Below are 20,551 nucleotides of genomic sequence, written 5' to 3' on the forward strand. Positions count from 1 at the left end.
CGGGGTGGCTCGCGTCACCCCCTCCACCCCCGGCCCACGGTCACCGGTAGCGCTGCACCACCACGGAGGGGCGCTCGACCGGTTCGCCCCGGTCGAGCGACCACGCCAGCCGGACGTACTGCGCGTGCGTCCAGGCGAGCGGGGTCGCCGACTCGGTGCCGCGGCCGTTCCAGACCTGCTCCGGCAGCATGAGCCCGCTGTTCGCGGCGGCCGCGATCTCCTCCAGCCTCTGAGCCGCCTTGCGCTTGTCACCGGTCAGCAGTTCGTACTCACCGCGTTCGCCGCTGAGCAGCGGCCACAGCCGTCCGTACGTGCGAGTCGGCGTCGGCCAGTTGATGTTCCACGGCCTGCCGTCCGCCGTCTCGCCGTAACCGTCCTGCGTGAAGCGGTGCCAGTAGCCCTGCTCCCGCAGGTGCTGGTCGACGACGCCCACCGTGTTGCGGATGACCGGGTCGTCGGCGCGCTTGACGCCGAGCCGGGTCAGTTCGAGGAAGCTCGGGTCGACGACCGCGCGCTGGTCGACCTCGGCCGGGTTGTTGTCACCGAGGTCGTACTTCGTGCCCTGGTCGGGCTTTCCGTCCTTGGTGACGCGCAGGTAGTACGGCTTGGGGTGGTGCGGACCGGTGTTCGTCGCCGTCCAGCCCTCGACGCCGCGCTGCCACTCGTCGGCGGTGGCGAGGTAGCGGTCGGCGTCCTCCCCGTTGCGCCGCAAGAGGTCCGCGAAGCACACCAGGCCGGCGACCGCCGAGGCGATGGTGGCGGGCGAGTAGCCGTCCTGGTTCTCCCACCGCTCCTGCTCGCTGAACGGCGCGTTGGGATAGCTCAGCAGGTAGTCGGCCGAAAGGCGCAGAGCGTCCATTGTGGACTTGTCCCGCCGGTCGAGGTGCCAGGCGAGCAGCAGCGGCGCCGCTACCTGGTCGAGCTGGACCTTGGTCCACACCGGGGTGCCGTCGACCCGCGTGTTCTGCGGCAGGTGCCCGTCCGGCTGTTGCTGCCTGGTCAGCATGAAGTCCAGCGAGCGCTGGGCGAACCCGGTGTCACCGGCGGCGATCATGGCCGTCGACACGTGGTACAGGTCGCGCGGCCACACCAGCGCGTACGGGCCGAGCTCCGGCGCGAGTCCGCGGTCGGACCCGAACGCCCACGGGAAGCTCGGCGAGGCGATCGACGCACCGGGGTTGGCCTTGTCCTCCGTGGCCGCCAGCACCATCACGGACATGTCGTAGAGCCGCCGGTCTGCCGACCTGGGCCGCTCCAGCCCGTCCAGGTACGTGCGCCAGCCCCGCGCGTACTCCCGTGCCACCACGCGGAAGTCCTGCTCCAGCGCCGCCTGCGCGACACCCTCGCCGAACCCGACCGCGAACGTGCCGTGCGCGTGTCGCACCGGTTCGGTGGGCAACGTGCTCGCCACGGAGCTGCCGTCCTTCATCGGCACGTGCTCGATCGACAGGCGGACCGGGCGTTGCGCGTGGAAGTCCACGTCGGCGAGAACGGCCGCGCGCCGCGGATCGGTGACGTAGGTGATCTCGGCCCGCCAGCCGTCCCCGCGCAGGTGCTGGCGGAACGTGAGCGACCGGTCGTCGGCCGGCTCGGTGCGCGCCCGGCCGGGCTTGCCGTCGACCAGCAGCCGCGTCTCGCGGGTCGCGGGCGTGCTGAGGTCGGGGTGGAAGATCTCCGAGAGCCCCTGGTGGCCGAGGGTGAACCAGACGGGGCTCTCCGCCGATCTCGCGGTGCCGAACCCCTGCTTGTCCGCCGGCAGGGGGACGACGTCGGCGGGAGCGGCGTGGACGACCGGGGTCGTCGCGGCGAGCAGGAGCACGACGAGCGCCAAGGGCTTCATGGCACTCGGAGTTCCCCGCCCTAGAGATCACCACGCAGGAGGCTGTCGATGTTCTCCGGCGGACCGGGCCGCGCGAAGAACCAGCCCTGTCCCGTGTCGCAGCCCAGGCGCAGCAGCCGGGCGGCCTGGGCCGGTGTCTCGACCCCCTCCGCGGTCACGCCGAGGGACAGCGCGTGGGCCAGTTGGACCAGCGTGGCGACGATCTGCGAGTCGACCGGGTCCTCCTCGTTCTCGGCCCGCAGCCCCTCCATGAACGAGCCGGCGATCTTGAGCTCGTGCACGGGCAGGTGCTTGAGGTAGGCGAGGTTCGAGTAGCCGGTGCCGAAGTCGTCGATCGCGATGCGGACCCCCATGTCGCACAACGCCCTCAGCGCCTCCAGCGGCTCGTCGGCGGTGCCCATGATCGCCGATTCGGTGAGCTCCAGCTGCAGGTGGTGCGGGGGCAGCCCGCACTCGTCGAGGATCCGCTTGACGTCGCGGACGAGCTCGGGGTCGCGGGACTGGCGCACGGCGAGGTTCACCGACACGAACGGCGCCGAGTCGCCGAACTCCTCCAGCCAGCGCCGGGCCTCCTCGCAGGCCCTGCGCAGCACCCACCGTCCCAAGGGGACGATCAGGCCGGTCTCCTCGGCCAGCTCGATGAACCGGTCGGGCGCGAGCCTGCCGAACTCCGGGTGCTGCCAGCGCACCAGGGCTTCGACGCCGGTGACCGTCGAGTCCTCCAGGCGCACCAGCGGCTGGTACTCGACGTAGAACTCGCCGCGCTCCAGGGCGCGCGGCATGGTGGCCGACAGCGTGAACCTGGCGACCTCCTTGGCGTTGCGCTCCGGGTCGTAGAGCGCCCAGCGCGCCTTGCCGTCCGCCTTGGCCCAGTACAGCGTGATGTCCGCGTCGCGCATCAGGTCGGCCGACGTCGTGCCGGACAGCTCCCGTTCGACGATGCCGATCGACGCCGACACCGACAGCTCGTGACCCGCGATGCGGATCGGCGCCTCCAGCTCGGTCAGCACCCGGTCGGCCACGTCGACGATGTCCTGCTCGCCGGACGAGCCCTCGACCAGGATGACGAACTCGTCGCCGCCCATGCGCGCGACCAGCTTGCCCTCGCCGGACACCGAGTGGTCGAGCCGGCGTCCGACCTCGACCAGCAGCTGGTCGCCCGTGTCGTGGCCCAGCGAGTCGTTGATGACCTTGAAGCCGTCGAGGTCGAGGTAGCAGAGGCCGGCCCGCACGTGCTTGGTGCGGTTGTTGAACACGCGGCCCAGCCGTTCGAGGAACAGCGCCCGGTTCGGCAGACCGGTCAGCGGGTCGTGCAGCGCCTGGTAGCGCAGCCTGTTCTGCAGCAGGTGCCGGTCGGTGACGTCCTCGATCATCGCGACCTGGTACTGCGGCTCGCCGTGGTCGTCGCGGACCAGCGACAGCGTCAGGTGCGTCCACACCTGCTCGCCGTCGGCGCGGTGGAAGCGCTTCTCGGCCCGGTAGTGGTCGCACTCGCCCGCGATGAGCTGGTCGTAGAGCCGCCACACGCTGCCCGCGTCCTCGGGGTGCATGAGGTCGCGGACGTTGTACAGGCGCATCTCCTCGACGCTGAACCCGAGCATGTCCTGCAGGGCCTGGTTGACGTCGAGTATCCGGCCCTCGATGTCCGCGATGCCGATGCCGATCGCGGCCTCGGTGAACATCGCGCGGAACCGGGCCTCCGACGCCCGCAGCATCGCCTCGGCCTGGTCGCGGGCGTCCAGCACGGCCGCCCTGATCGCTTCCTGCTCGGCGAGGGTGCGCTCCCGCAGCGCGCGGGCGTACCCGGCGGACAACGCGCCCTGCAGGGCGGCGAGGCGGGACTGCAGCTTGTCGTCACCGGGGAAGCCCAGGTCGGCCAGCAGGTCTTCGCCGAGCAGCTGGATCGTGCGGCCGAGCGTGTCGGTGCCGGTGAAGTGCGCGTCGACCAGCCGCGAGCCGATCTCGTAGCCGGGAGCGGTGCGGAACGGGCTCGCGAACAGCGCCTCGACCAGCAGCTCGGTGAGGTCTTGGAGGTGCTGCGCGACCTCGGCGCGGGTCATCGGGACGTAGCTCGACCCGATCACGGCCGTCGCCCAGCTGCGCGCGAACGCCTCGGCACCGGCCAGTACGGCCGGGTCCAAAGGAGAGCGGTCCTCGCGCACTCGCTGGTCAACCCGTTCGGTCATCTGCTCGGCCCTAACGCCACGAACGCGCAGCATACGGCCGGTTGCGGTGCGCAGTCATCTCTACGCCTTCCGGCCCACCGCGGCGAACCCGGGGAAGCGCCCCGCGAACTCCCCGTCGCCGTCGCGCGACTCCGGGTGCCAGTCCGGTACGCGGACCACACCCGGTTCGACCAGGTCGAACCCCTCGAACAACCGCGTGAGCCCCGCCCTGCCGCGCAGCGTCATCGGCGTGACGTCCCGGTCGTAGATCCGGCGCGCCTCCCGGTACGACTCCGGCTCCTCCTCGCCCTCGTAGCCCGCGTGGGAGATCGCGAGGAAGCTGCCGGGGGCGAGGCGGTCGCGGTAACCGCCGACCACGCCCCACGGGTCCTCCTCGTCCGCGACGAAGTGCAGCAGCGAGATCATCAGCACGGCGACCGGTTCGTCGAAGTCGAGCTGCTTGCCGACCTCGGGCGAGGACAGCACGCCCAGCGGGTCGCGCACGTCGGCCTGCAGCACGCCCACGTGCCCGTCGCCCTCCAGCAGCGACCGGCTGTGCGCGACCGCCACCGGGTCCAGGTCGACGTAGACGACCCGCGCCCCGGGGTCGGCGGCCTGGGCGATCTCGTGCACGTTGCCGACGGTCGGGATGCCGGAGCCGAGGTCGAGGAACTGGCGCACACCCCGGCCGAGCAGGTGGCGGACGACCCTGCGCAGGAAGGCGCGGTGGCCGAGCACGACGGCGCGCAGCTCGGGCATCGTCCGCAGGACCTCCTCGGCGACGGCCCTGTCCGCGGCGAAGTTGTGCGCGCCGCCGAGCCAGTGGTCGTACACGCGCGCGATGCTGGGCCGCTCCAGGTCGATGTCCCCCGGCGCCCAGTTCGGCCGTTCCACCCGTTCACCCCACCCGCGTTCGCACCCGTTCGACCCCATCATGCACCCGCCGCTTGGCAGAATGCCGACCTCGTGAGGAAAAGTTTGCTGCTGTCGACGATTCTCGCGTCGATCGGCGTGTTCCTGCTGGTGGGCGGCGGTTTGCTGCTCGTGGACCCCCGCGCGCCGAAGCACGAGGCGATCAAGACGGGCGGTCTGGCGGGCGGCGCGATCGTCGCGCTCTACGCGTTGTGGCTGAACGACCGGCGGCGCAAGGTCGAGGAGGCCCGCCAAGAGCTCGAGAGCCAGCGCATCGACCACGACAGGTCGCGCGTGGCCGACGAGCGGTTCGCGCGCGCCGTCGAGCTGCTCGGCCACGAGACGGCCCAGGTGCGGGTGGGCGCGATGCACGCGCTGGCCGGCCTCGCGAAGTCCAGGGCCGAGTACACGCAGACCGTGCTCGACATCCTCTGCGCCTACCTGCGCCGGCCGTTCAAGCGCTCCCCCGAGGACGAGGACGCCGCCGAGATCGAGCTGGAGGTCCGGCTCACCTCGCAGCGGCTGGTGGAGGACCTGCTGCCGCGCCTGGAGGAGAAGGACCCGCCGCGCTACGACCTCAACCTCACCAAGGCGCACCTCGAGTACATGGACCTGTCGTACCGGCAGGTCGGCGACCTGGTCATGCGGGTCGCACGCCTCAACGAGTCCAACGCGTTCCACCACATGGTGGTGCACGGCGACCTGTACCTCACCGATGCCGAGGTGACCGGCCGGATCTACATGCACCACAACGAGTTCCGCCGCAAGGCGTGGTTCAGCAGGGTCAAGGCGCGCGGGCTCGCCGTCTTCACCGAGACGAGGTTCCGGGGCGAGACCAAGTTCTCGGACTCGCAGTGGGCGGACGTGAAGGCGGACGGCTGTACGTTCGCCGTGCAGGCCGACCTTCCCGAAGCGTGGAGGAACTGACGTGAAGTGGCTGCTCGCGGTGCTCTCCGCCGGCGTGGTGACCGCGGCGACCGCGGTCCTGCTTTGGGTGGTCAAGGCACCGGCGGTGGAGATCGTGAAGACCGCCGGCGTCGCGGGTGGTGCCGTCGTCGCGCTGTACGCGTTGTGGCTCAACGACCGCAAGCACTCGCTGGAGAGCGACAAGGTCACCGACGAGCGGTTCGCCCGTTCCGTCGAACTGCTGGGCAACGAGGCCGACCAGGTGCGCGTGGGCGCGATGCACTCGATGGCGTGGCTCGCGAGGACGACGCCCCGCTACCGGCAGACCGTGCTCGACGTGCTGTGCGCCTACCTGCGCCGCCCGTTCACGCACCCCTCCCACCAGGCGAGGCCCGACGACCCGCAGCAGCACTTCGGCGAGGTGGACGAGGCGACCAGGCTGGAGCACCAGGTCCGGCTGACCGCGCAGCGGTTGATCAAGGACACCCTGTCGTGGGGGAAGAAGCGCAGGCACAAGCACTACGACCTCGACCTGACCGACGCCGTCCTCGAGTACTTCTCGCTGGACGGCCGGCACGTCAACCGGCTCGTCGCCCGGCGCGCGCAGTTCTACGGCATCACGAACCTGCGCAACGTGCACGTGCGGAGCGTCGCGCTGTTCTCCGGTGGCGCCTTCCACGGCCGCCTGGAGATGGAGAACGGCACCTTCGAAGGCGGGATCTCCTTCCAGCAGACGACTTTCGCCGGTCCCGTCGAGATGAGCTCGGCGAAGCTGGGCGTCGCGGAGGTCGGCCGCTTCTTCCACCCGTCCCCCGAGCCGCCCGCCGTGCAACGCGGTGAGATGCGGGTGCTGGAGGGGACCGAGTTCCGCGAGCCCCCGACCGGCTGGCACCTAACCGGCAGCACGGAGGCGGCCGGACCTGGCTTCCAGCACCATGTCGAGCAGAACGGTCGCGGCGGCGCAGGCGGTGGCCGCCCTGACGACGACGGTCTCGGCGACGGGCACGTCTCCGCGAAGGCCGACGAAGTGCGCGCGGTCGGTCTTGAGGGCGAAGGACTGCGGGACTAACGCGACACCGAGTCCGAACGAGACGAAGTCGAGCAGTGAGTGCACGTCGTTGACCTCCACGGCGACCCGCCGCTCGACACCGGCGGCGGCGAGGGCGCGGTCCACCTCGTCGCGCGTGCCCCAGTCGGCGTTGAAGTCGACGAACGACTGCCCGGCGAGCTCCGGGAGCGCGACGGACTCCCTCGCGGCGAAGGGACTTCCCGGCGCACACGCGAGCACGAGCGGTTCACCGGCCAAAGTGGACACCCGGAGGTCGTCGGCGATCTTCGGCTGACGCGTGACGAACGCGAGGTCGAGCCGCCCCACCCGCACGTCCTCGACGAGCTCGGCGTTGCCGGACTGGCGCATCCTGATCTCCACGCCGGGGTGCAGCTCGTGGAACCGCGCCAGCACCGCCGGCAGGTGCACCACGTGCAGGCACTGCAGGCTGCCGACGGACAGCGTGCCGCGCAGCAGGCCCTGGACGGCCGCGACGGCGTCCCTGGCCGCCTCGACGCTGCCCAGCGTCCTGCGCGCCTCGGGCAGCAGGGCCCGTCCGGCCTGCGTCAGCCCGACCTGGCGGGTCGTGCGCAGGAACAGCGGCGCGCCCAGCTCCACCTCCAGCGCCCGGATCGACGCCGACAGCCCCGATTGGGCGATGTGCAGGCGCTTGGCCGCTCTGGTGAAGTGGGACTCCTCGGCGACCGCGAGGAAGTGCTCCAGCTGCCTGAGTTCCACGATTCATCACCTGCGGTGCTCAATGAGATCACTTCTCTGCGTTGGACAGCTTAATCCCGAGGGTCCAGAGTGGAAGGCATGCAGAAGCGTCGCATCGGAGAAGTGGAAGTCAGCGCCATCGGCCTGGGCGGCATGCCCATGTCCGTGCAGGGGCGGCCGGACCGGGCGCAGGCGATCGAGACCATCCACGCCGCGCTGGACGCGGGCGTGACGTTCATCGACACCGCGGACGCCTACTCGCTCGACGACACCGACTTCGGCCACAACGAGGAGCTGATCGCCGAGGGCCTGAAGGGCCGCTCGGAAGAGGTGTTCGTGGCGACCAAGGGCGGCCACACCCGCGCGCCCGGTGGCGGCTGGGAGCTCGACGGACGCCCGGAGTACCTGCGCGGGGCCGTCGACGGGTCGCTGCGGCGGCTCGGCGTCGACCAGATCTTCCTGTACCAGTTCCACCGGCCGGACCCGAAGGTGCCGATCACGGAGTCCGTGGGCGTGCTCGCGGAGCTGCTGGACAACGGCAAGATCCGCTACGCGGGCGTCTCGAACTTCAACCCGGACGAGATCGTGCAGGCCAACGAGATCCTCGGCGGCCGGCTGGCGGCCGTGCAGAACCAGTTCTCGCCGGTGTTCCGGTCGAGCGAACCCGAGCTGGAGCTGTGCGCGAAGCTCGGCATCGCGTTCCTGCCGTGGAGCCCGTTCGGCGGCATCGGCAAGGCCGGTTCGCTGGGCGGCCCGTTCCAGGAGGTCGGCGAGGCGCACGGCGTGAGCGCCCACCAGGTCTGCCTCGCGTGGATGCTGGCGAAGTCGGAGGTGGTGGTCCCCATCCCGGGTGCTTCCCGACCGGCCAGCATCCGCGATTCGGCCTCCGCCTCCCACCTGGAGCTGACCGCCGAGGAGATGTCCCGCCTGGACGGGTGATCCCGGTAGCACGTCGCGACGAATGGCCGCACGATCTGGTCCATGCGGACCCTGATCAGCATCGTCGCGATCGTCGCCGGCATGTCGCCGGCACCCGCGTCCGCGGCGCCCTTGCCCGAGGGCTCCGCGGACCACACAGCGGGCTCCCAGATCCTCGAGCACGAAGGCCCCGGCGACCTCCGCTCGGCCTCGGGCTCCCCGCCTGCCGCGGGCAAGGTGCCGGGCATGGACGTCAGCAGCCACCAGGGCGAGGTCGACTGGAAGTCGGCCTGGGACGAGGGAGCCCGGTTCTCCTACGTCAAGGCGACCGAGGGCATCCGCTACCGCAACCCCGGGTTCACCCAGCAGTACGACGGCTCCCACGAGATCGGCATGATCCGCGGCGCGTACCACTTCGCGCTGCCGGACCGGGCCAGCGGAGCGGAGCAGGCGAACTTCTTCGTCGACAACGGCGGCGGCTGGTCACCCGACGGCAGGACGCTGCCGCCCGCGCTCGACGTGGAGTACAACCCGTACGGCGACACCTGCTACGGCCTGAGCCAGGCCGCGATGACGGCGTGGGTCAAGACGTTCAGCGACACGGTCTACGCGCGCACGAAACGGCATCCGATGATCTACACGTCCACGACCTGGTGGAACGAGTGCGTCGGCGGCTCGGTGGAGTTCGGTGCCGACAACCCGTTGTGGATCGCGCGCTACAGCACCGAGGTCGGTCCGCTGCCGATGGGCTTCGACTTCCACACGATCTGGCAGTGGCAGGCGGCCGGGCTCTTCCCCGGTGACCAGAACCTGTTCAACGGCAGGTTCGAGCAGCTGCGGCGCATCGCCGCGAGTTGAGGACGGCCCCCGCGAGGGCCGTCCTCCGCACGTCTCAGCCGAACAACGCGGGGAGGGTGCCCTCCCAGGCCTCGCGCAGCTCGTCCAGCGGGATCTCGCCGAGCCCCTGCACCTCGAGCGCCTGCGACTCCGGGTCGACGACACCGACCTTGCGCCACGGCAGGCGGCGCGCGGTGCACATGTCTGTGAAGCGCTGCTCCTCGGTGCGCGGCACGGCGACCAGCACGCGGCCGGCCGACTCGCTGAACAGCGCCGTGAACAGGTCGCCCTCGGGGAAGACCCGCGCGCCCACCTCGCCGATCAGGCACGTCTCGACCAGCGCCTGCGCGAGACCGCCCTCCGACAGGTCGTGCGCGGCGGAGATCATGCCGTCCCGCGAGCCCGCGACGAGCACCTCGCCGAGCAGCTTCTCGCGCTTGAGGTCGACCTTCGGCGGCAGACCACCCAGGTGGCCGTGGACGTGGTGCGCCCACTCCGACCCGCCGAACTCGTCGCGCGTCTCGCCGAGCAGCAGCAGCGTCTCCCCGGCCTCGGCCCCGATCCCGGTGGGGATGCGGCGCCGCACGTCGTCGATCACGCCCAGCACGCCCACGACCGGCGTCGGCAGGATCGCCGTGGAGCCGGTCTGGTTGTAGAAGCTGACGTTGCCGCCGGTCACCGGGATGCCGAGCTCCGCGCAGCCGTCCGCGAGGCCCTTCACCGCCTGCTCGAACTGCCACATGACCGCCGGGTCCTCCGGCGAGCCGAAGTTGAGGCAGTTCGTGACGGCGACGGGCGTGGCACCCGTGGTCGCGACGTTGCGGTAGGCCTCGGCCAGCGCCAGCTTCGCGCCCTCGTACGGGTCGAGCCTGGTGTAGCGGCCGTTGCAGTCCGTCGAGAGGGCGACACCGCGACCGGTCTCCTCGTCGATGCGGATCATGCCGCCGTCGCTCGGCTGCGCGAGGACGGTGCCGCCGCGGACGTAGCGGTCGTACTGCTGCGTGACCCACTTCCTGGACGCCAGGTTGGGGCTGGCCGCCATGGTCTTGACCAGGTCGAGCAGCTCCTCCTCCGCCGGCCGGGGAAGGCTGTCCGGCGTGTTCGCCCGCAGGTCGTCCTGGTCGGCCGGACGCTCGATCGGCCGGTGGTAGACCGGGCCCTCGTGCGCGACGGTGCGCGGCGGCACGTCGACGACGACCTCGTCGTGGAACGTGATGACCAGCCGGTCGCCCTCGGTCACCTCACCGATCTCGGTGGCGATGACGTCCCACTTCGCGCAGACCGCCATGAACGCCTCGACGTTGTGCGCCTCCACGACGGCGCACATGCGTTCCTGCGACTCGCTGGAGAGGATCTCCGCCGGGGTCATGTTCTCCGCCCTGAGCGGGACGCGGTCCAGGTGGACGCGCATGCCACCGTCACCGGCGGACGCGAGCTCGCTCGTCGCGCAGGACAGGCCCGCGCCACCGAGGTCCTGGATGCCCGCGACGAGGCCCTTCGCGAAGAGCTCCAGCGAGCACTCGATCAGCACCTTCTCGGTGAACGGGTCGCCGACCTGCACGCTCGGCAGCTTCTTGCGCTTGCCGGCCGTGTCGTCGAACGTCTCGCTCGCCAGCACGCTGACCCCGCCGATGCCGTCGAGGCCCGTGCGCGCGCCGTAGAGGATGACCTTGTTGCCGGTGCCGCTCGCGTGCGCGAGGTGCAGGTCCTCGACCCGCATCGCACCGACGCACAGGGCGTTGACCAGCGGGTTGCCCTGGTAGGACTCGTCGAACACGACCTCGCCGCCGATGTTGGGCAGGCCGAGGCAGTTCCCGTAGCCGCCGACACCCGCGACGATGCCGGGCAGCACCCGCCTGGTGTCCTCGGCGTCCGGCCTGCCGAACCGCAGCGGGTCCATGACCGCGAGCGGCCGCGCGCCCATCGCGAGGACGTCCCTGACGATGCCGCCGACCCCGGTCGCCGCACCCTGGTAGGGCTCGACGTACGACGGGTGGTTGTGGCTCTCGACCTTGAACGTGACGGCCCAGCCGTCCCCGATGTCGACGACACCGGCGTTCTCGCCGATGCCCGCGAGCATCTTGGCGCGCATCTCGTCGGTCGTGGTGTCACCGAAGTACTTCAGGTGCACCTTGGACGACTTGTAGGAGCAGTGCTCGCTCCACATGACCGAGTACATCGCCAGCTCGGCGTCCGTGGGGCGCCTGCCGAGGATCTCCTTGACGCGCGCGTACTCGTCGTCCTTCAGGCCCAGCTCCTTGTAGGGCTGTTCCTGGTCGGGAGTGCTCTCCGCGTTCTTGACGGTGTCGATCACGCCTTCACCACCGTGTCGAGCAGGGACAGGAACATGCCCAGTCCGTCGTCCGTGGGGCCGGTGAGCGCGTCGACGGCGTGCTCCGGGTGCGGCATGAGGCCGACGACGTTGCCCCTGGCGTTCGTGATGCCCGCGATGTCGTTGCGGCTGCCGTTCGGGTTCTCGCCGACGTACCGGAAGACGACCCGGTGCTCGTCTTCGAGCTGCTTGAGGGTGTCGTCGTCGGCCTGGTAACCGCCCTCGCCGGACTTCAGCGGCACGAGGATCTCGGCGTCGCGGTCGTACCTGGTGGTCCAGGCGGTGCTCGTGTTCTCGACCCGGAGCCACTGGTCGCGGCACACGAAGTGCAGCTTGTGGTTGCGGGTCAGCGCACCCGGCAGCAGGTGGGCCTCGGTGAGGACCTGGAAGCCGTTGCAGATGCCGAGGACCGGCATCCCCTTGTTCGCGGCCTCGACCACTTCCCGCATGACGGGCGCGAACCGCGCGATGGCACCGGCCCGCAGGTAGTCGCCGTAGGAGAACCCACCGGGCACGATGACCGCGTCGACACCCTGGAGGTCGTGGTCGCCGTGCCAGAGCGGAACGGCCTCGCCGTCGGCGTACCTCACCGCCCGCTGCGCGTCGACGTCGTCGAGGGTGCCGGGGAAGGTGACGACACCGACCCTCATGCCTCGACCCTGCGCACGGTCCAGTCCTCGATCACGGGGTTCGCGAGGAAGCTCTCGGCGATCTTGGCGAGCGTGGCGTCGTCGACGTCGTCGGCGACCTCCAGCTCGAAGTGCTTGCCCTGGCGGACGGCGGTGACGCCGTCGAAGCCGAGACGGGGCAGCGCGTTCGCCACCGCCTGGCCTTGGGGGTCGAGGATCTCGGGCTTCGGCATGACGTCGACGACGACTCGGGCCACGACGGACTGCTCCCTGGGGTGGAGGGCTGGCGGTACCCGCTGACCCTACCTGAGCTGGGCGTTCATCCTCCCGGCACGTGTTCGGGGGCACATCGTCACCGGTCCACCTTCGGGTGAACGAGCTTGCCGCGGCGAGGCCGTTTGGTAGAGTTGGAGTCGCCGAGGCCCGTAAGCCGAGGAAGTGTACCCAGCCCACGTCCGGACGGTCGACGGCTGGGTATCGCGCTTTTAGGGGCAGTCCAGGTCGACGATCGACTCGACGACCGGCATCACCCGCTCCCGCCACTCACCGCCGGAGCCGTAGCACCAAGCCACGAAGTCCGCGATCCACAGCAGTTCGTCGTTGCTGCTGCGGCAGTGCTCGTAGACGAGGTTCGTGGACAACGCGACATGGCCGAGTGACGTGCGGATCGTCAGGAGGTCGTGCTGGTCCCTCTGGGCACGCGAATCGAGGACGAGGCGATGAGCACCGGCTTCCAGCAGGTCCTCGACGAGCCGCCGCAGGCACGCCTGACGCGCCTGCTCGTCCCCCTGGTCGCAGCTGCGCCTGTACAGCCGCACCGAGACCTGCTCTGCCACGAGCCGCGACGCGATCATCTTGCGGCGGCCGGGGGTCTCCTTCTTGCAGTGCAACTCCCGTTGTCCCGGCATCAGCAGGCAGCGCAGGGACTTGCGGAACTTGTGCAGACGGCCGGGTGGCACCAGGGCCACCGCCAGCAGGTACGTGTTGTTTCGCCGCGACTCGTCGACGAAGGCGTGCAGACTCACGGAACGTCCATCGGCACGCCCCGAACACCAGTTCACCAAGTCCCACCGATCGGGCCCGAACGACTCTGGCTTGGATCTATTCCAACCAGCTATTTCGCCCAAAGCGAGACCGGTGGCACCACGGCCCGATCGGCCGGATGCTGGAGGTCATGAAGATCCTCGTGCTCGGCGGAACCGTGTTCCTCAGCAAGGCCATCACGGCGGAGGCCGTCCGCCGCGGCCACGAAGTGTTCTGCGCTGCCCGCGGCGCCTCGGGCAGCGTGCCGGAGGGGGCCACGCTGGTCCGGGTCGACCGCGACAAGCCCGGTGCGTTCGACCAGCTGGCCGGCGAGCGGTTCGACGCGGTGGTCGACGTGTCCAAGTACTCGGTGAACTGGGTGCGGGACGCGTTGGAGGCGTTCGGGTCCACCACGCCGCACTGGACGTTCGTCTCCAGCATCTCGGTCTACGCGGACCACGCGACCGGCAGCGACGAGCTGCTGCCGCCGCTGGAGGACGACCCGGCCGAGGAGTTCACGGCCGAGCGGTACGGCAGCGTCAAGGTGGCCAGCGAGATCGCGGTGCGCGAGGCGGTGGCGGGGCGGGACTTCATCGTCCGGGCCGGGCTCATCACCGGGCCGGACGACCCCAGCGACCGGTTCGGGTACTGGCCCGCGCGCCTGGCCCGGGGCGGGCGCGTGGTCGTGCCGGACAGCCCGGACCTCGGGTTCCAGCACATCGACGCGCGGGACCTGGCGCGGTGGATCGTGTTCGCGGCCGAGGAGCGGGTGACGGGCACGTACGACTCGACCGGGCCGGTCATGCCGTTCCAGATGGCCATCGGTGAGATCGCCGGCGCGACGGCCGCACCCGGGACTCAGCTCGTGCCCGTCGCGGAGGGCGTGCTCAAGGAGCTGGGCATCAACCCGTGGGCCGGGCCGCGGTCGCTGCCGCTGTGGCTGCCCCGGGAGTGGGCCAAGATGGTCGGCCGCGACGTCAGCAACGCCCTGGCGAACGGGTTGCGCGTCCGGCCGCTGGCCGAGACCGCGCTCGACTCGCTGGAGCACGAGCGCGGCCTCGGGCTGGACCGGCCCCGCAAGGCGGGGCTCACCGAGCAGGAGGAGCAGGAGATCCTTACAGCAGTGAGTTGACCTGCGCGGCGACGAGGTCGATGCGCACGCCCTGGTTCGGGCAGCCGCCGAAGTGGTGGAGCCCGATCACCTTGTGCGTGCGCCTCGACAGCACGGGTGAGCCGGACGAGCCGCCTTCGGTGTCGCACATGTAGCTGATGTCGGACTGCGACGAGCTGCCGTTCACCCGCACCGCGCGCACGACGCAGTAGCCGCCGCCGTTGTTGTTGTCGCGCAACGACAACTTCTTCAGCTTTCCGGCCGGGTGGCCGACGATGTACATCTCCTCACCCACGGCCGGAACGCGCGCGTCCAGCTCCAGGTAGCCGAACGAGCTGATGGCCGCGAAGTTGTTCACGGTGAAGAGGGTGTAGTCCAGCGCGGCGCTGTACTTCAGCACCTGGGCCGCCAGCACCTTCGTGACGGTGGCCGAGTTCGTGCCGCCGCAGGTCGGGCACTGGTAGTTGAACCACACCTCGATGCCGGTGGTGCTGGTGAAGCAGTGCTCGTTGGTCAGCATGCGGTTGTTGGGCCCGACGCGCCACGCCGTGCACAGCGAGCTGCCGTTGCGCAGCAGCTTCGCCACGGCCGGCGTCTTGCCCCACTCGGCCGGGTTGCTGGACTGGTAGCAGACCGCGTCCTTGTAGTCGTTCGTGCCGCAGATGCTCTGCACGGACGGCTGCGCGGACATCTCGGCCTCGGTGTAGCCGCGCGTCAGCTTGTCGATCCGGACGCGCGACAGCGGGTTCGTCACCGACACCACGGCGCGGTCGCCGGTGACGGACATGGCCCAGAAGCCGGACGCGTCGACCGTGGCCGTCAGGGAGGCCTTCAGGTCGCTCGTGTACGTGTACTTCTCGGTGCCGTCGGGGTTCGACACCGTGAGCACGTCACCCGGCATGATCCGCAGATCCGTGAAATGCAGCTTCACGTATCCGGAGCCGGGTCGTTCGACGGTCGTCGAACGGTTCGCGCCACCCACGCGGACCGAGACCGATTCCTCGGTTCCGATTTCCTGCGACTGCGGCGAGGACGCCTGCGCAGGTGCAGAGGTGGTGGTAGCAGGGATGATGGACGTCATCGGCAGGGCGAGCACCAGTGCCGTGAGGAGTTGCAGGGTTTTCCTCATGCCTTTTGATACTTCCGACGTCACCTCACCGTGTCAGCCCGCCAAACGTCGGTAATGGAGGATTGCGTGAAAGTTGTCCATTTCGGTCATGCCTGCGTGCTCCTCGAGACGGGGACCACCCGCGTGCTGATCGACCCCGGCACGTTCTCCGAGGGGTTCGAGGACCTCGCGGACCTGGACGCGGTGCTGGTCACGCACCAGCACTTCGACCACGTCGACCTCGAGAAGCTGCCCGCGCTGCTCAAGAGCAACCCGCGGGCGCAGCTGATCGTGGACGAGGGCACGGCGCCCACCGTCGAGAACGCGACCGTCGCCCGGCCGGGTGACACCTTCGAGATCGGCGACCTGGGCGTCCGGGTCGTCGGCGGGCAGCACGCGATGATCCACCAGGACATCCCGATCGTGCCGAACGCCGCCTACGTGGTCGGTGACGGCGCGTTCTACCACCCCGGCGACTCGCTGTTCGTGCCCGACGAGGACGTGGACGTGCTCGGTCTGCCCGCGGGAGCGCCGTGGATGCGCACCGGCGAAGCGGTCGACTTCATGCGCGCCGTGAAGCCGCGTGTCGCCGTGCCGATCCACGAGAAGACGCTCGCGAGCCCGCAGATGGCCCACCGGCTCTTCGAGATGCTCAAGCCGGAGGGCACCGAGGTCAGGCCGCTGACGCCAGGCGAGGCGACGGCAGTCTGACGTAGGTGGTCGGCGCGGCGTCGTGGGCGAGGGCGATGTCCACGGCGTCGAGCACGGCCTGCCGCGCACCGGGCCGGTGCAGGTCCCGGGCGTCGACGGTGATCCGGGTCAGCCCGCCGCGGCGTGCGGACCTGGCCGTCGCGTAGACCAGCGCGAGCGACCGCAGCTCGCCGAAGCTGCTGCGCTCGGTCAGCGCGTGCAGGCGGCCGAGCGTCGCGAGCCCGCTGCCCACGTCACGAACCGCGTGCGCGTCGGCGCAGAGCTTGAACCGGTGCTTGGCGAGCGCGAGCAACGTCCCGGGCGACGCCACGCAACGCCGAGGCGCGAACGTGTCGGCGTTCAGTCCGATGGCGTCCATCTGCAGACGCGCGCCCATCAGCAGCAGCCCGGCCTCATAGGCGGGCAACCGCCGTTGGCCGAGACCGTGCAGGACGACGGCATCGCCGAGCGCGGCGCGCTGCCGCACCCATTCCTGCGCCCTGCCGAGCTCGCGGGGGACCACGAGCAGCGACAACGGCACCCGCCGCGGGCCGAGGGCCGCGGCCAGATCAGCGCATCGGTCGAGTGTCTGCGGACCGATGCCGGACAGGGAGACCACGAGCTGTGAGTGCACGCAATGAGTGCGCCACGCCGTGGTGACATCCGCGTGAAAGCGGAGCTAACTCACGCGAGCCAGTCAGCGAAGGACAGGCCCGTCAGCTTCTCGTAGGCCTCGACGTACCGCGCACGGGTGGCCTCGACGACCTCCGCGGGCAGCGGAGGCGGCGGGGTGTCGCTCTTGCGGTCCCAGCCCGACGCGGGTGACGTCAGCCAGTCGCGCACGTACTGCTTGTCGAACGACGGCTGCACGCGGCCGGGCTCGTAGCCCTCGGCCGGCCAGTAGCGCGACGAGTCCGGCGTGAAGACCTCGTCCGCCAGCACCAGCTCACCGTCCGCGGAGAGCCCGAACTCGAACTTCGTGTCCGCCAGGATCAGGCCACGCGTCAACGCGTACGCGCGCGCCTCGCTGTAGAGCTCGATCGTGCGGTCACGCAGCTTCGACGCCAGCTCCACGCCGTGCTTCTCCGCGATGACGTCGAACGACACGTTCTCGTCGTGCGCCCCGATCTCGGCCTTCGACGCGGGCGTGAAGATCGGCGGGTCCAGCTCGGACGCCTCGACCAGCCCGGCCGGCAGCTCGATCCCGCAGACCGCGCCGGTCGCGGTGTAGTCGGCCATGCCCGAACCCGTGAGGTACCCGCGCGCCACGCACTCGACGTCGACCATCCGCAGCTTGCGCACCAGCAGCGCCCGGCCGCGGACCTCGGCGGGGATGCGCGGGTCGTCGCAGGCGACCAGGTGGTTGGGCGTGAGCCGCTCGAACCAGAACACGCTCATCGCGGTGAGCACGCGGCCCTTGTCCGGGATCTCCGAGCTCAGGATGTGGTCGTACGCGGAGATGCGGTCGGACGCGACGAACAGCAGCAGCTCGTCGTCCACGTCGTACAGGTCACGAACCTTGCCGCGGGCGACGTGCTGGTAGTCAGCGAGCGTAGGCACGCTGGTCAGACTACGTGCCCGCGTTCCGGGCACCGATCCACACCCCGCACCACTACAGATCAAGGCCGAAGAAGCTTAAGGTGCACCCGTGCTCACCAGAAAGGCCCTGTGGATCCCGGCATTGGCCAGTGCGGCCCTGCTCGTCGTCCTGGGCGTGGCCGGGTGGAGCTTCGACTCCAGCCCCGTCTCGTCGCCCACCTCCGGTGACCCGCAGGACACGAGCACGACCCAGTCGGTGAGCATCGTGCCGACTCCGGACGTCGCCGACATCACGGTCAAGGGCTCGTCCACGACGGCGACGACCACGACCACCACCACGAGGACGACGCAGCCGAAGCCGCCGCCCGTCCAGACGCCGCCCGCCGTGCAGCAGCCGACGACCACCGAGGCCCCGCCGCAGCAGGGCCTCCTGGTCAACGAGGGTGCGCGGTGCGATCCCGAGGGCGCGAACGGCATCGGCCTGCGCGGCGAGAAGCTGGTGTGCCGCAAGGACCCCCAGCGCGGCGACCGCCTGCGCTGGCAGAAGGCCTAGGCGCGCCACTCCAGCACGTCGAGCTCGTCGCCGACGGCGATGGTGCCGGTGCGGACGACCTGGGCCTTCATGCCGAACGTCACCCCTCCGTCGTCATCACGCCGATAGGTCGCCAGCGAACGGATCGGCTCCGGTCCGCTCTTCTGACCCGTCACCTGGTCGACCATCGGCACCGCGCAACGCACGCAGTCCTTGGCGTAGGCCAGTTCCACGTCACCGATGACCACCCGCCGCACGCGGTCCTCCGTGTGCGGCTCCGGCCAGCCGGACACGACCACGTTGGGGCGGAAGCGGTCCATCGGCACCGGCTCCCCGCCGCGTTCCACGATCCGCTCGTTCAAACCGTCCAGCGAGGACAGCGAGAGCACCAGCAGCGCGTTGCCGTCGGCGTACCCGACGAGGCCGGTCGTCTCACCGGTCGTCTCCCTGCGCAGGTCCGGTGGAGTGCGCACGAGCCGCACGGACTTGCCGAGCGCGTCGGAGAAGTACGCCGCCGCAGCGTCGCCCTGGTCCACCCCGGACCCGTGCCAGGCGTGCACGACGACCGGAACCCGCGGCCCGTCGGGGACGATCGGGAAGGACTCGCCACCGATCGACAGCGACGAGTCCACGAGGGACGGACGCAGCGCCGCCATCTCCGGGACCTTGCGCTGCGACAGGAACACGCCCTCGTCGTCGACCAGCATCATCATCCGGTCGTCGCGCAGGCCCGTCAGGTCGACGGCCGAGGAGGCGACGGGGTACCCGCCGCACCCCTTGACCGGGTGGACGCGCAGACCGGCGACGATCACAGGATCGGCTCCGGCTCGTAGGCCGGGTACTTGTCGACGACCGCGGCGACCTGCTCCACCACGGCCGCCACCTGCGCCGACGCCACGCCGGTGAACGACAGGCGGTCGGCCAGCAGCGCGTCCAGGGCGGCCCGGTCGAGCGGCAGGCGCGAGTCCGCCGCGAGCCGGTCCAGCAGGTCGTTCCGCGCGAGGCCCTGCTCGCGCATCGCCAGCGCGACGGCCACCGCGTTCTCCTTGATGGCCTCGTGCGCGGTCTCACGGCCGACACCCGCGCGCACGGCCGCCATCAGCACCTTCGTCGTGCCGAGGAACGGCAGGTAGCGGTCCAGCTCGCGCGCGACGACGGCCGGGTAGGCGCCGAACTCGTCCAGCACCGTCAGGAACGTCTCCAGCAGGCCGTCGAACGCGAAGAACGCGTCGGGCAGCGCGACCCGGCGGACCACCGAGCACGACACGTCGCCCTCGTTCCACTGGTCGCCCGCGAGCTCGCCGACCATCGACAGGTAGCCGCGCAGGACCACCGCGAAGCCGTTCACGCGCTCGCACGAGCGGGTGTTCATCTTGTGCGGCATCGCGCTGGAGCCGACCTGGCCGGGCTTGAAGCCCTCGGTGACGAGCTCGTGGCCCGCCATCAGCCTGATCGTCTTCGCGACCGACGACGGCGCCGCCGCGAGCTGCACGAGCGTCGAGACGACGTCGAAGTCGAGCGAACGCGGGTAGACCTGGCCAACGCTCGTGAGGACCCGCTCGAAGCCGAGGTGGCCCGCGACCGCCTGCTCCAGCTCCAGCAGCTTCTCGGGCGTGCCGAGCAGGTCGAGCATGTCCTGGGCCGTGCCGACCGGACCCTTGACGCCGCGCAGCGGGTAGCGGGAGATCAGCTCGTCGAGGCGGGAGAACGCGACCAGCAGCTCGTCGGCGCCCGTCGCGAACCGCTTGCCCAGCGTCGTGGCCTGCGCGGCCACGTTGTGCGAACGGCCGGCCATCACCAGGTCGGAGTGCTCGGCGGCGAGGCGGGCGAGGCGGCCGAGGACGGCGGCGACCTTGGAGCGGACCAGCTCGAGCGAGCGCAGCACCTGCAGCTGCTCGACGTTCTCCGTGAGGTCGCGCGAGGTCATGCCCTTGTGGACCTGCTCGTGGCCCGCGAGCGCGTTGAACTCCTCGATGCGCGCCTTCACGTCGTGCCGCGTGACCCGCTCGCGCGCCGCGATCGACTCCAGGTCGACCTGCTCCAGCACGCGCTCGTAGTCGGCGATCGCGGTCTCGGGCACCTCGATGCCCGCGGCCGCCTGGGCCCGCAGGACCGCGAGCCACAGCTGCCGCTCCAGCACGATCTTGTGCTCGGCGGACCAGAGCGTCGCGAGCGACGTGGAGGCGTACCGACCTGCGAGGACGTTGGCGATGCGGGGCTTCGTCACGCCCTCAGGCTAGTGCA

General features: G+C 70.5%; 19 protein-coding genes. 6 read left to right on the top strand and 13 right to left on the bottom strand.

Translation table 11 applies throughout. The features are described 5' to 3' along the window. Window positions 1–40: 40 nt before the first annotated feature. Genes BLQ91_RS30525 through BLQ91_RS30535 form a run of 3 tightly spaced genes read right to left on the bottom strand, consistent with a single transcriptional unit; the run spans window position 41 to window position 4,899 of the window. Window positions 41–1,840, bottom strand: a complete 1,800-nt coding sequence (locus BLQ91_RS30525) for a glycoside hydrolase family 15 protein (RefSeq protein ID WP_090102404.1) — start codon at window positions 1,838–1,840, stop codon at window positions 41–43. A 20-nt stretch (window positions 1,841–1,860) separates the two neighbouring features. Next, window positions 1,861–4,026 carry a putative bifunctional diguanylate cyclase/phosphodiesterase gene (locus BLQ91_RS30530; RefSeq protein ID WP_176960031.1) on the bottom strand — a complete coding sequence of 722 codons (2,166 nt, stop codon included), beginning with the start codon at window positions 4,024–4,026 and terminating at the stop codon, window positions 1,861–1,863. Between the two features lie 60 nt (window positions 4,027–4,086). Further along, window positions 4,087–4,899 (bottom strand): SAM-dependent methyltransferase, encoded by an 813-nt coding sequence (locus tag BLQ91_RS30535; RefSeq protein WP_176960032.1) that lies wholly within the window; start codon window positions 4,897–4,899, stop codon window positions 4,087–4,089. 72 nt (window positions 4,900–4,971) lie between these two features. Between BLQ91_RS30535 and BLQ91_RS30540 the strand changes: the two genes are divergently transcribed. After that, window positions 4,972–5,844, top strand: coding sequence for a pentapeptide repeat-containing protein (locus tag BLQ91_RS30540; RefSeq protein WP_090102408.1), 873 nt, complete (start codon window positions 4,972–4,974; stop codon window positions 5,842–5,844). Between the two features lie 871 nt (window positions 5,845–6,715). Here BLQ91_RS30540 and BLQ91_RS43455 read toward each other — a convergent pair. After that, window positions 6,716–7,609, bottom strand: coding sequence for a LysR family transcriptional regulator (locus tag BLQ91_RS43455; RefSeq protein ID WP_090102409.1), 894 nt, complete (start codon window positions 7,607–7,609; stop codon window positions 6,716–6,718). 78 nt (window positions 7,610–7,687) lie between these two features. On the opposite strand from BLQ91_RS43455, the gene BLQ91_RS30550 reads away from it, so the two are divergent. Continuing rightward, window positions 7,688–8,527 (top strand): aldo/keto reductase, encoded by an 840-nt coding sequence (locus tag BLQ91_RS30550; RefSeq protein WP_090102411.1) that lies wholly within the window; start codon window positions 7,688–7,690, stop codon window positions 8,525–8,527. A 42-nt stretch (window positions 8,528–8,569) separates the two neighbouring features. Then, entirely contained in the window at window positions 8,570–9,364 is a 795-nt protein-coding gene (locus BLQ91_RS30555; RefSeq protein ID WP_090102413.1) for a lysozyme, read from the top strand. 34 nt (window positions 9,365–9,398) lie between these two features. On the opposite strand, the gene purL is transcribed toward BLQ91_RS30555, so the two are convergent. The 4 genes from purL to BLQ91_RS30575 form a co-directional block, all read right to left on the bottom strand. Continuing rightward, window positions 9,399–11,657 (bottom strand): phosphoribosylformylglycinamidine synthase subunit PurL, encoded by a 2,259-nt coding sequence (purL, locus tag BLQ91_RS30560; protein ID WP_090102416.1) that lies wholly within the window; start codon window positions 11,655–11,657, stop codon window positions 9,399–9,401. Continuing rightward, on the bottom strand, window positions 11,654–12,325 hold the full coding sequence (gene purQ, locus BLQ91_RS30565) for a phosphoribosylformylglycinamidine synthase subunit PurQ (RefSeq protein WP_176960033.1): 672 nt from the start codon (window positions 12,323–12,325) through the stop codon (window positions 11,654–11,656). Before purQ ends, purL begins: the two co-directional genes overlap by 4 nt. Next, a complete protein-coding gene (gene purS / locus BLQ91_RS30570; RefSeq protein ID WP_090102420.1) occupies window positions 12,322–12,561 on the bottom strand; it encodes a phosphoribosylformylglycinamidine synthase subunit PurS in 240 nt (79 codons plus the stop codon). Before purS ends, purQ begins: the two co-directional genes overlap by 4 nt. Window positions 12,562–12,789: 228 nt before the next feature. Next, window positions 12,790–13,329, bottom strand: a complete 540-nt coding sequence (locus tag BLQ91_RS30575) for a DUF3800 domain-containing protein (protein ID WP_090102422.1) — start codon at window positions 13,327–13,329, stop codon at window positions 12,790–12,792. A 149-nt stretch (window positions 13,330–13,478) separates the two neighbouring features. On the opposite strand from BLQ91_RS30575, the gene BLQ91_RS30580 reads away from it, so the two are divergent. Further along, complete coding sequence (locus BLQ91_RS30580) at window positions 13,479–14,459, top strand: NAD-dependent epimerase/dehydratase family protein (protein ID WP_090102575.1); 981 nt, start codon at window positions 13,479–13,481, stop codon at window positions 14,457–14,459. Here BLQ91_RS30580 and BLQ91_RS30585 read toward each other — a convergent pair. Then, the gene (locus BLQ91_RS30585) at window positions 14,443–15,567 is read right to left on the bottom strand and encodes a trypsin-like serine peptidase (RefSeq protein ID WP_090102424.1); all 1,125 of its coding nucleotides are present in this window, start codon (window positions 15,565–15,567) and stop codon (window positions 14,443–14,445) included. The two genes, BLQ91_RS30580 and BLQ91_RS30585, sit on opposite strands and share 17 nt — an antisense overlap. A gap of 66 nt (window positions 15,568–15,633) precedes the next feature. Here BLQ91_RS30585 and BLQ91_RS30590 point away from each other — a divergent pair, with 66 nt between their 5' ends. After that, on the top strand, window positions 15,634–16,257 hold the full coding sequence (locus tag BLQ91_RS30590) for an MBL fold metallo-hydrolase (RefSeq protein WP_090102426.1): 624 nt from the start codon (window positions 15,634–15,636) through the stop codon (window positions 16,255–16,257). Here BLQ91_RS30590 and BLQ91_RS30595 read toward each other — a convergent pair. Together BLQ91_RS30595 and BLQ91_RS30600 are read right to left on the bottom strand one after the other, a co-directional pair. After that, on the bottom strand, window positions 16,220–16,870 hold the full coding sequence (locus BLQ91_RS30595; protein ID WP_090102428.1) for a polysaccharide deacetylase family protein: 651 nt from the start codon (window positions 16,868–16,870) through the stop codon (window positions 16,220–16,222). The two genes, BLQ91_RS30590 and BLQ91_RS30595, sit on opposite strands and share 38 nt — an antisense overlap. Before the next feature lie 50 nt (window positions 16,871–16,920). After that, window positions 16,921–17,796 carry a phosphoribosylaminoimidazolesuccinocarboxamide synthase gene (locus BLQ91_RS30600; protein WP_090102430.1) on the bottom strand — a complete coding sequence of 292 codons (876 nt, stop codon included), beginning with the start codon at window positions 17,794–17,796 and terminating at the stop codon, window positions 16,921–16,923. Between the two features lie 88 nt (window positions 17,797–17,884). On the opposite strand from BLQ91_RS30600, the gene BLQ91_RS30605 reads away from it, so the two are divergent. Continuing rightward, the gene (locus BLQ91_RS30605; RefSeq protein ID WP_090102432.1) at window positions 17,885–18,328 is read left to right on the top strand and encodes a hypothetical protein; all 444 of its coding nucleotides are present in this window, start codon (window positions 17,885–17,887) and stop codon (window positions 18,326–18,328) included. Here the strand turns inward: BLQ91_RS30605 and BLQ91_RS30610 are convergent. Continuing rightward, window positions 18,325–19,119 carry an MOSC domain-containing protein gene (locus tag BLQ91_RS30610; RefSeq protein WP_218130466.1) on the bottom strand — a complete coding sequence of 265 codons (795 nt, stop codon included), beginning with the start codon at window positions 19,117–19,119 and terminating at the stop codon, window positions 18,325–18,327. The genes BLQ91_RS30605 and BLQ91_RS30610 overlap by 4 nt on opposite strands. Beyond that, window positions 19,116–20,534, bottom strand: a complete 1,419-nt coding sequence (gene purB, locus BLQ91_RS30615) for an adenylosuccinate lyase (protein WP_090102434.1) — start codon at window positions 20,532–20,534, stop codon at window positions 19,116–19,118. Before purB ends, BLQ91_RS30610 begins: the two co-directional genes overlap by 4 nt. Window positions 20,535–20,551 lie beyond the last annotated feature (17 nt).

The sequence above is a fragment of the Lentzea jiangxiensis genome (assembly GCF_900104175.1).
Classification (GTDB): Bacteria; Actinomycetota; Actinomycetes; order Mycobacteriales; family Pseudonocardiaceae; genus Lentzea; species Lentzea jiangxiensis.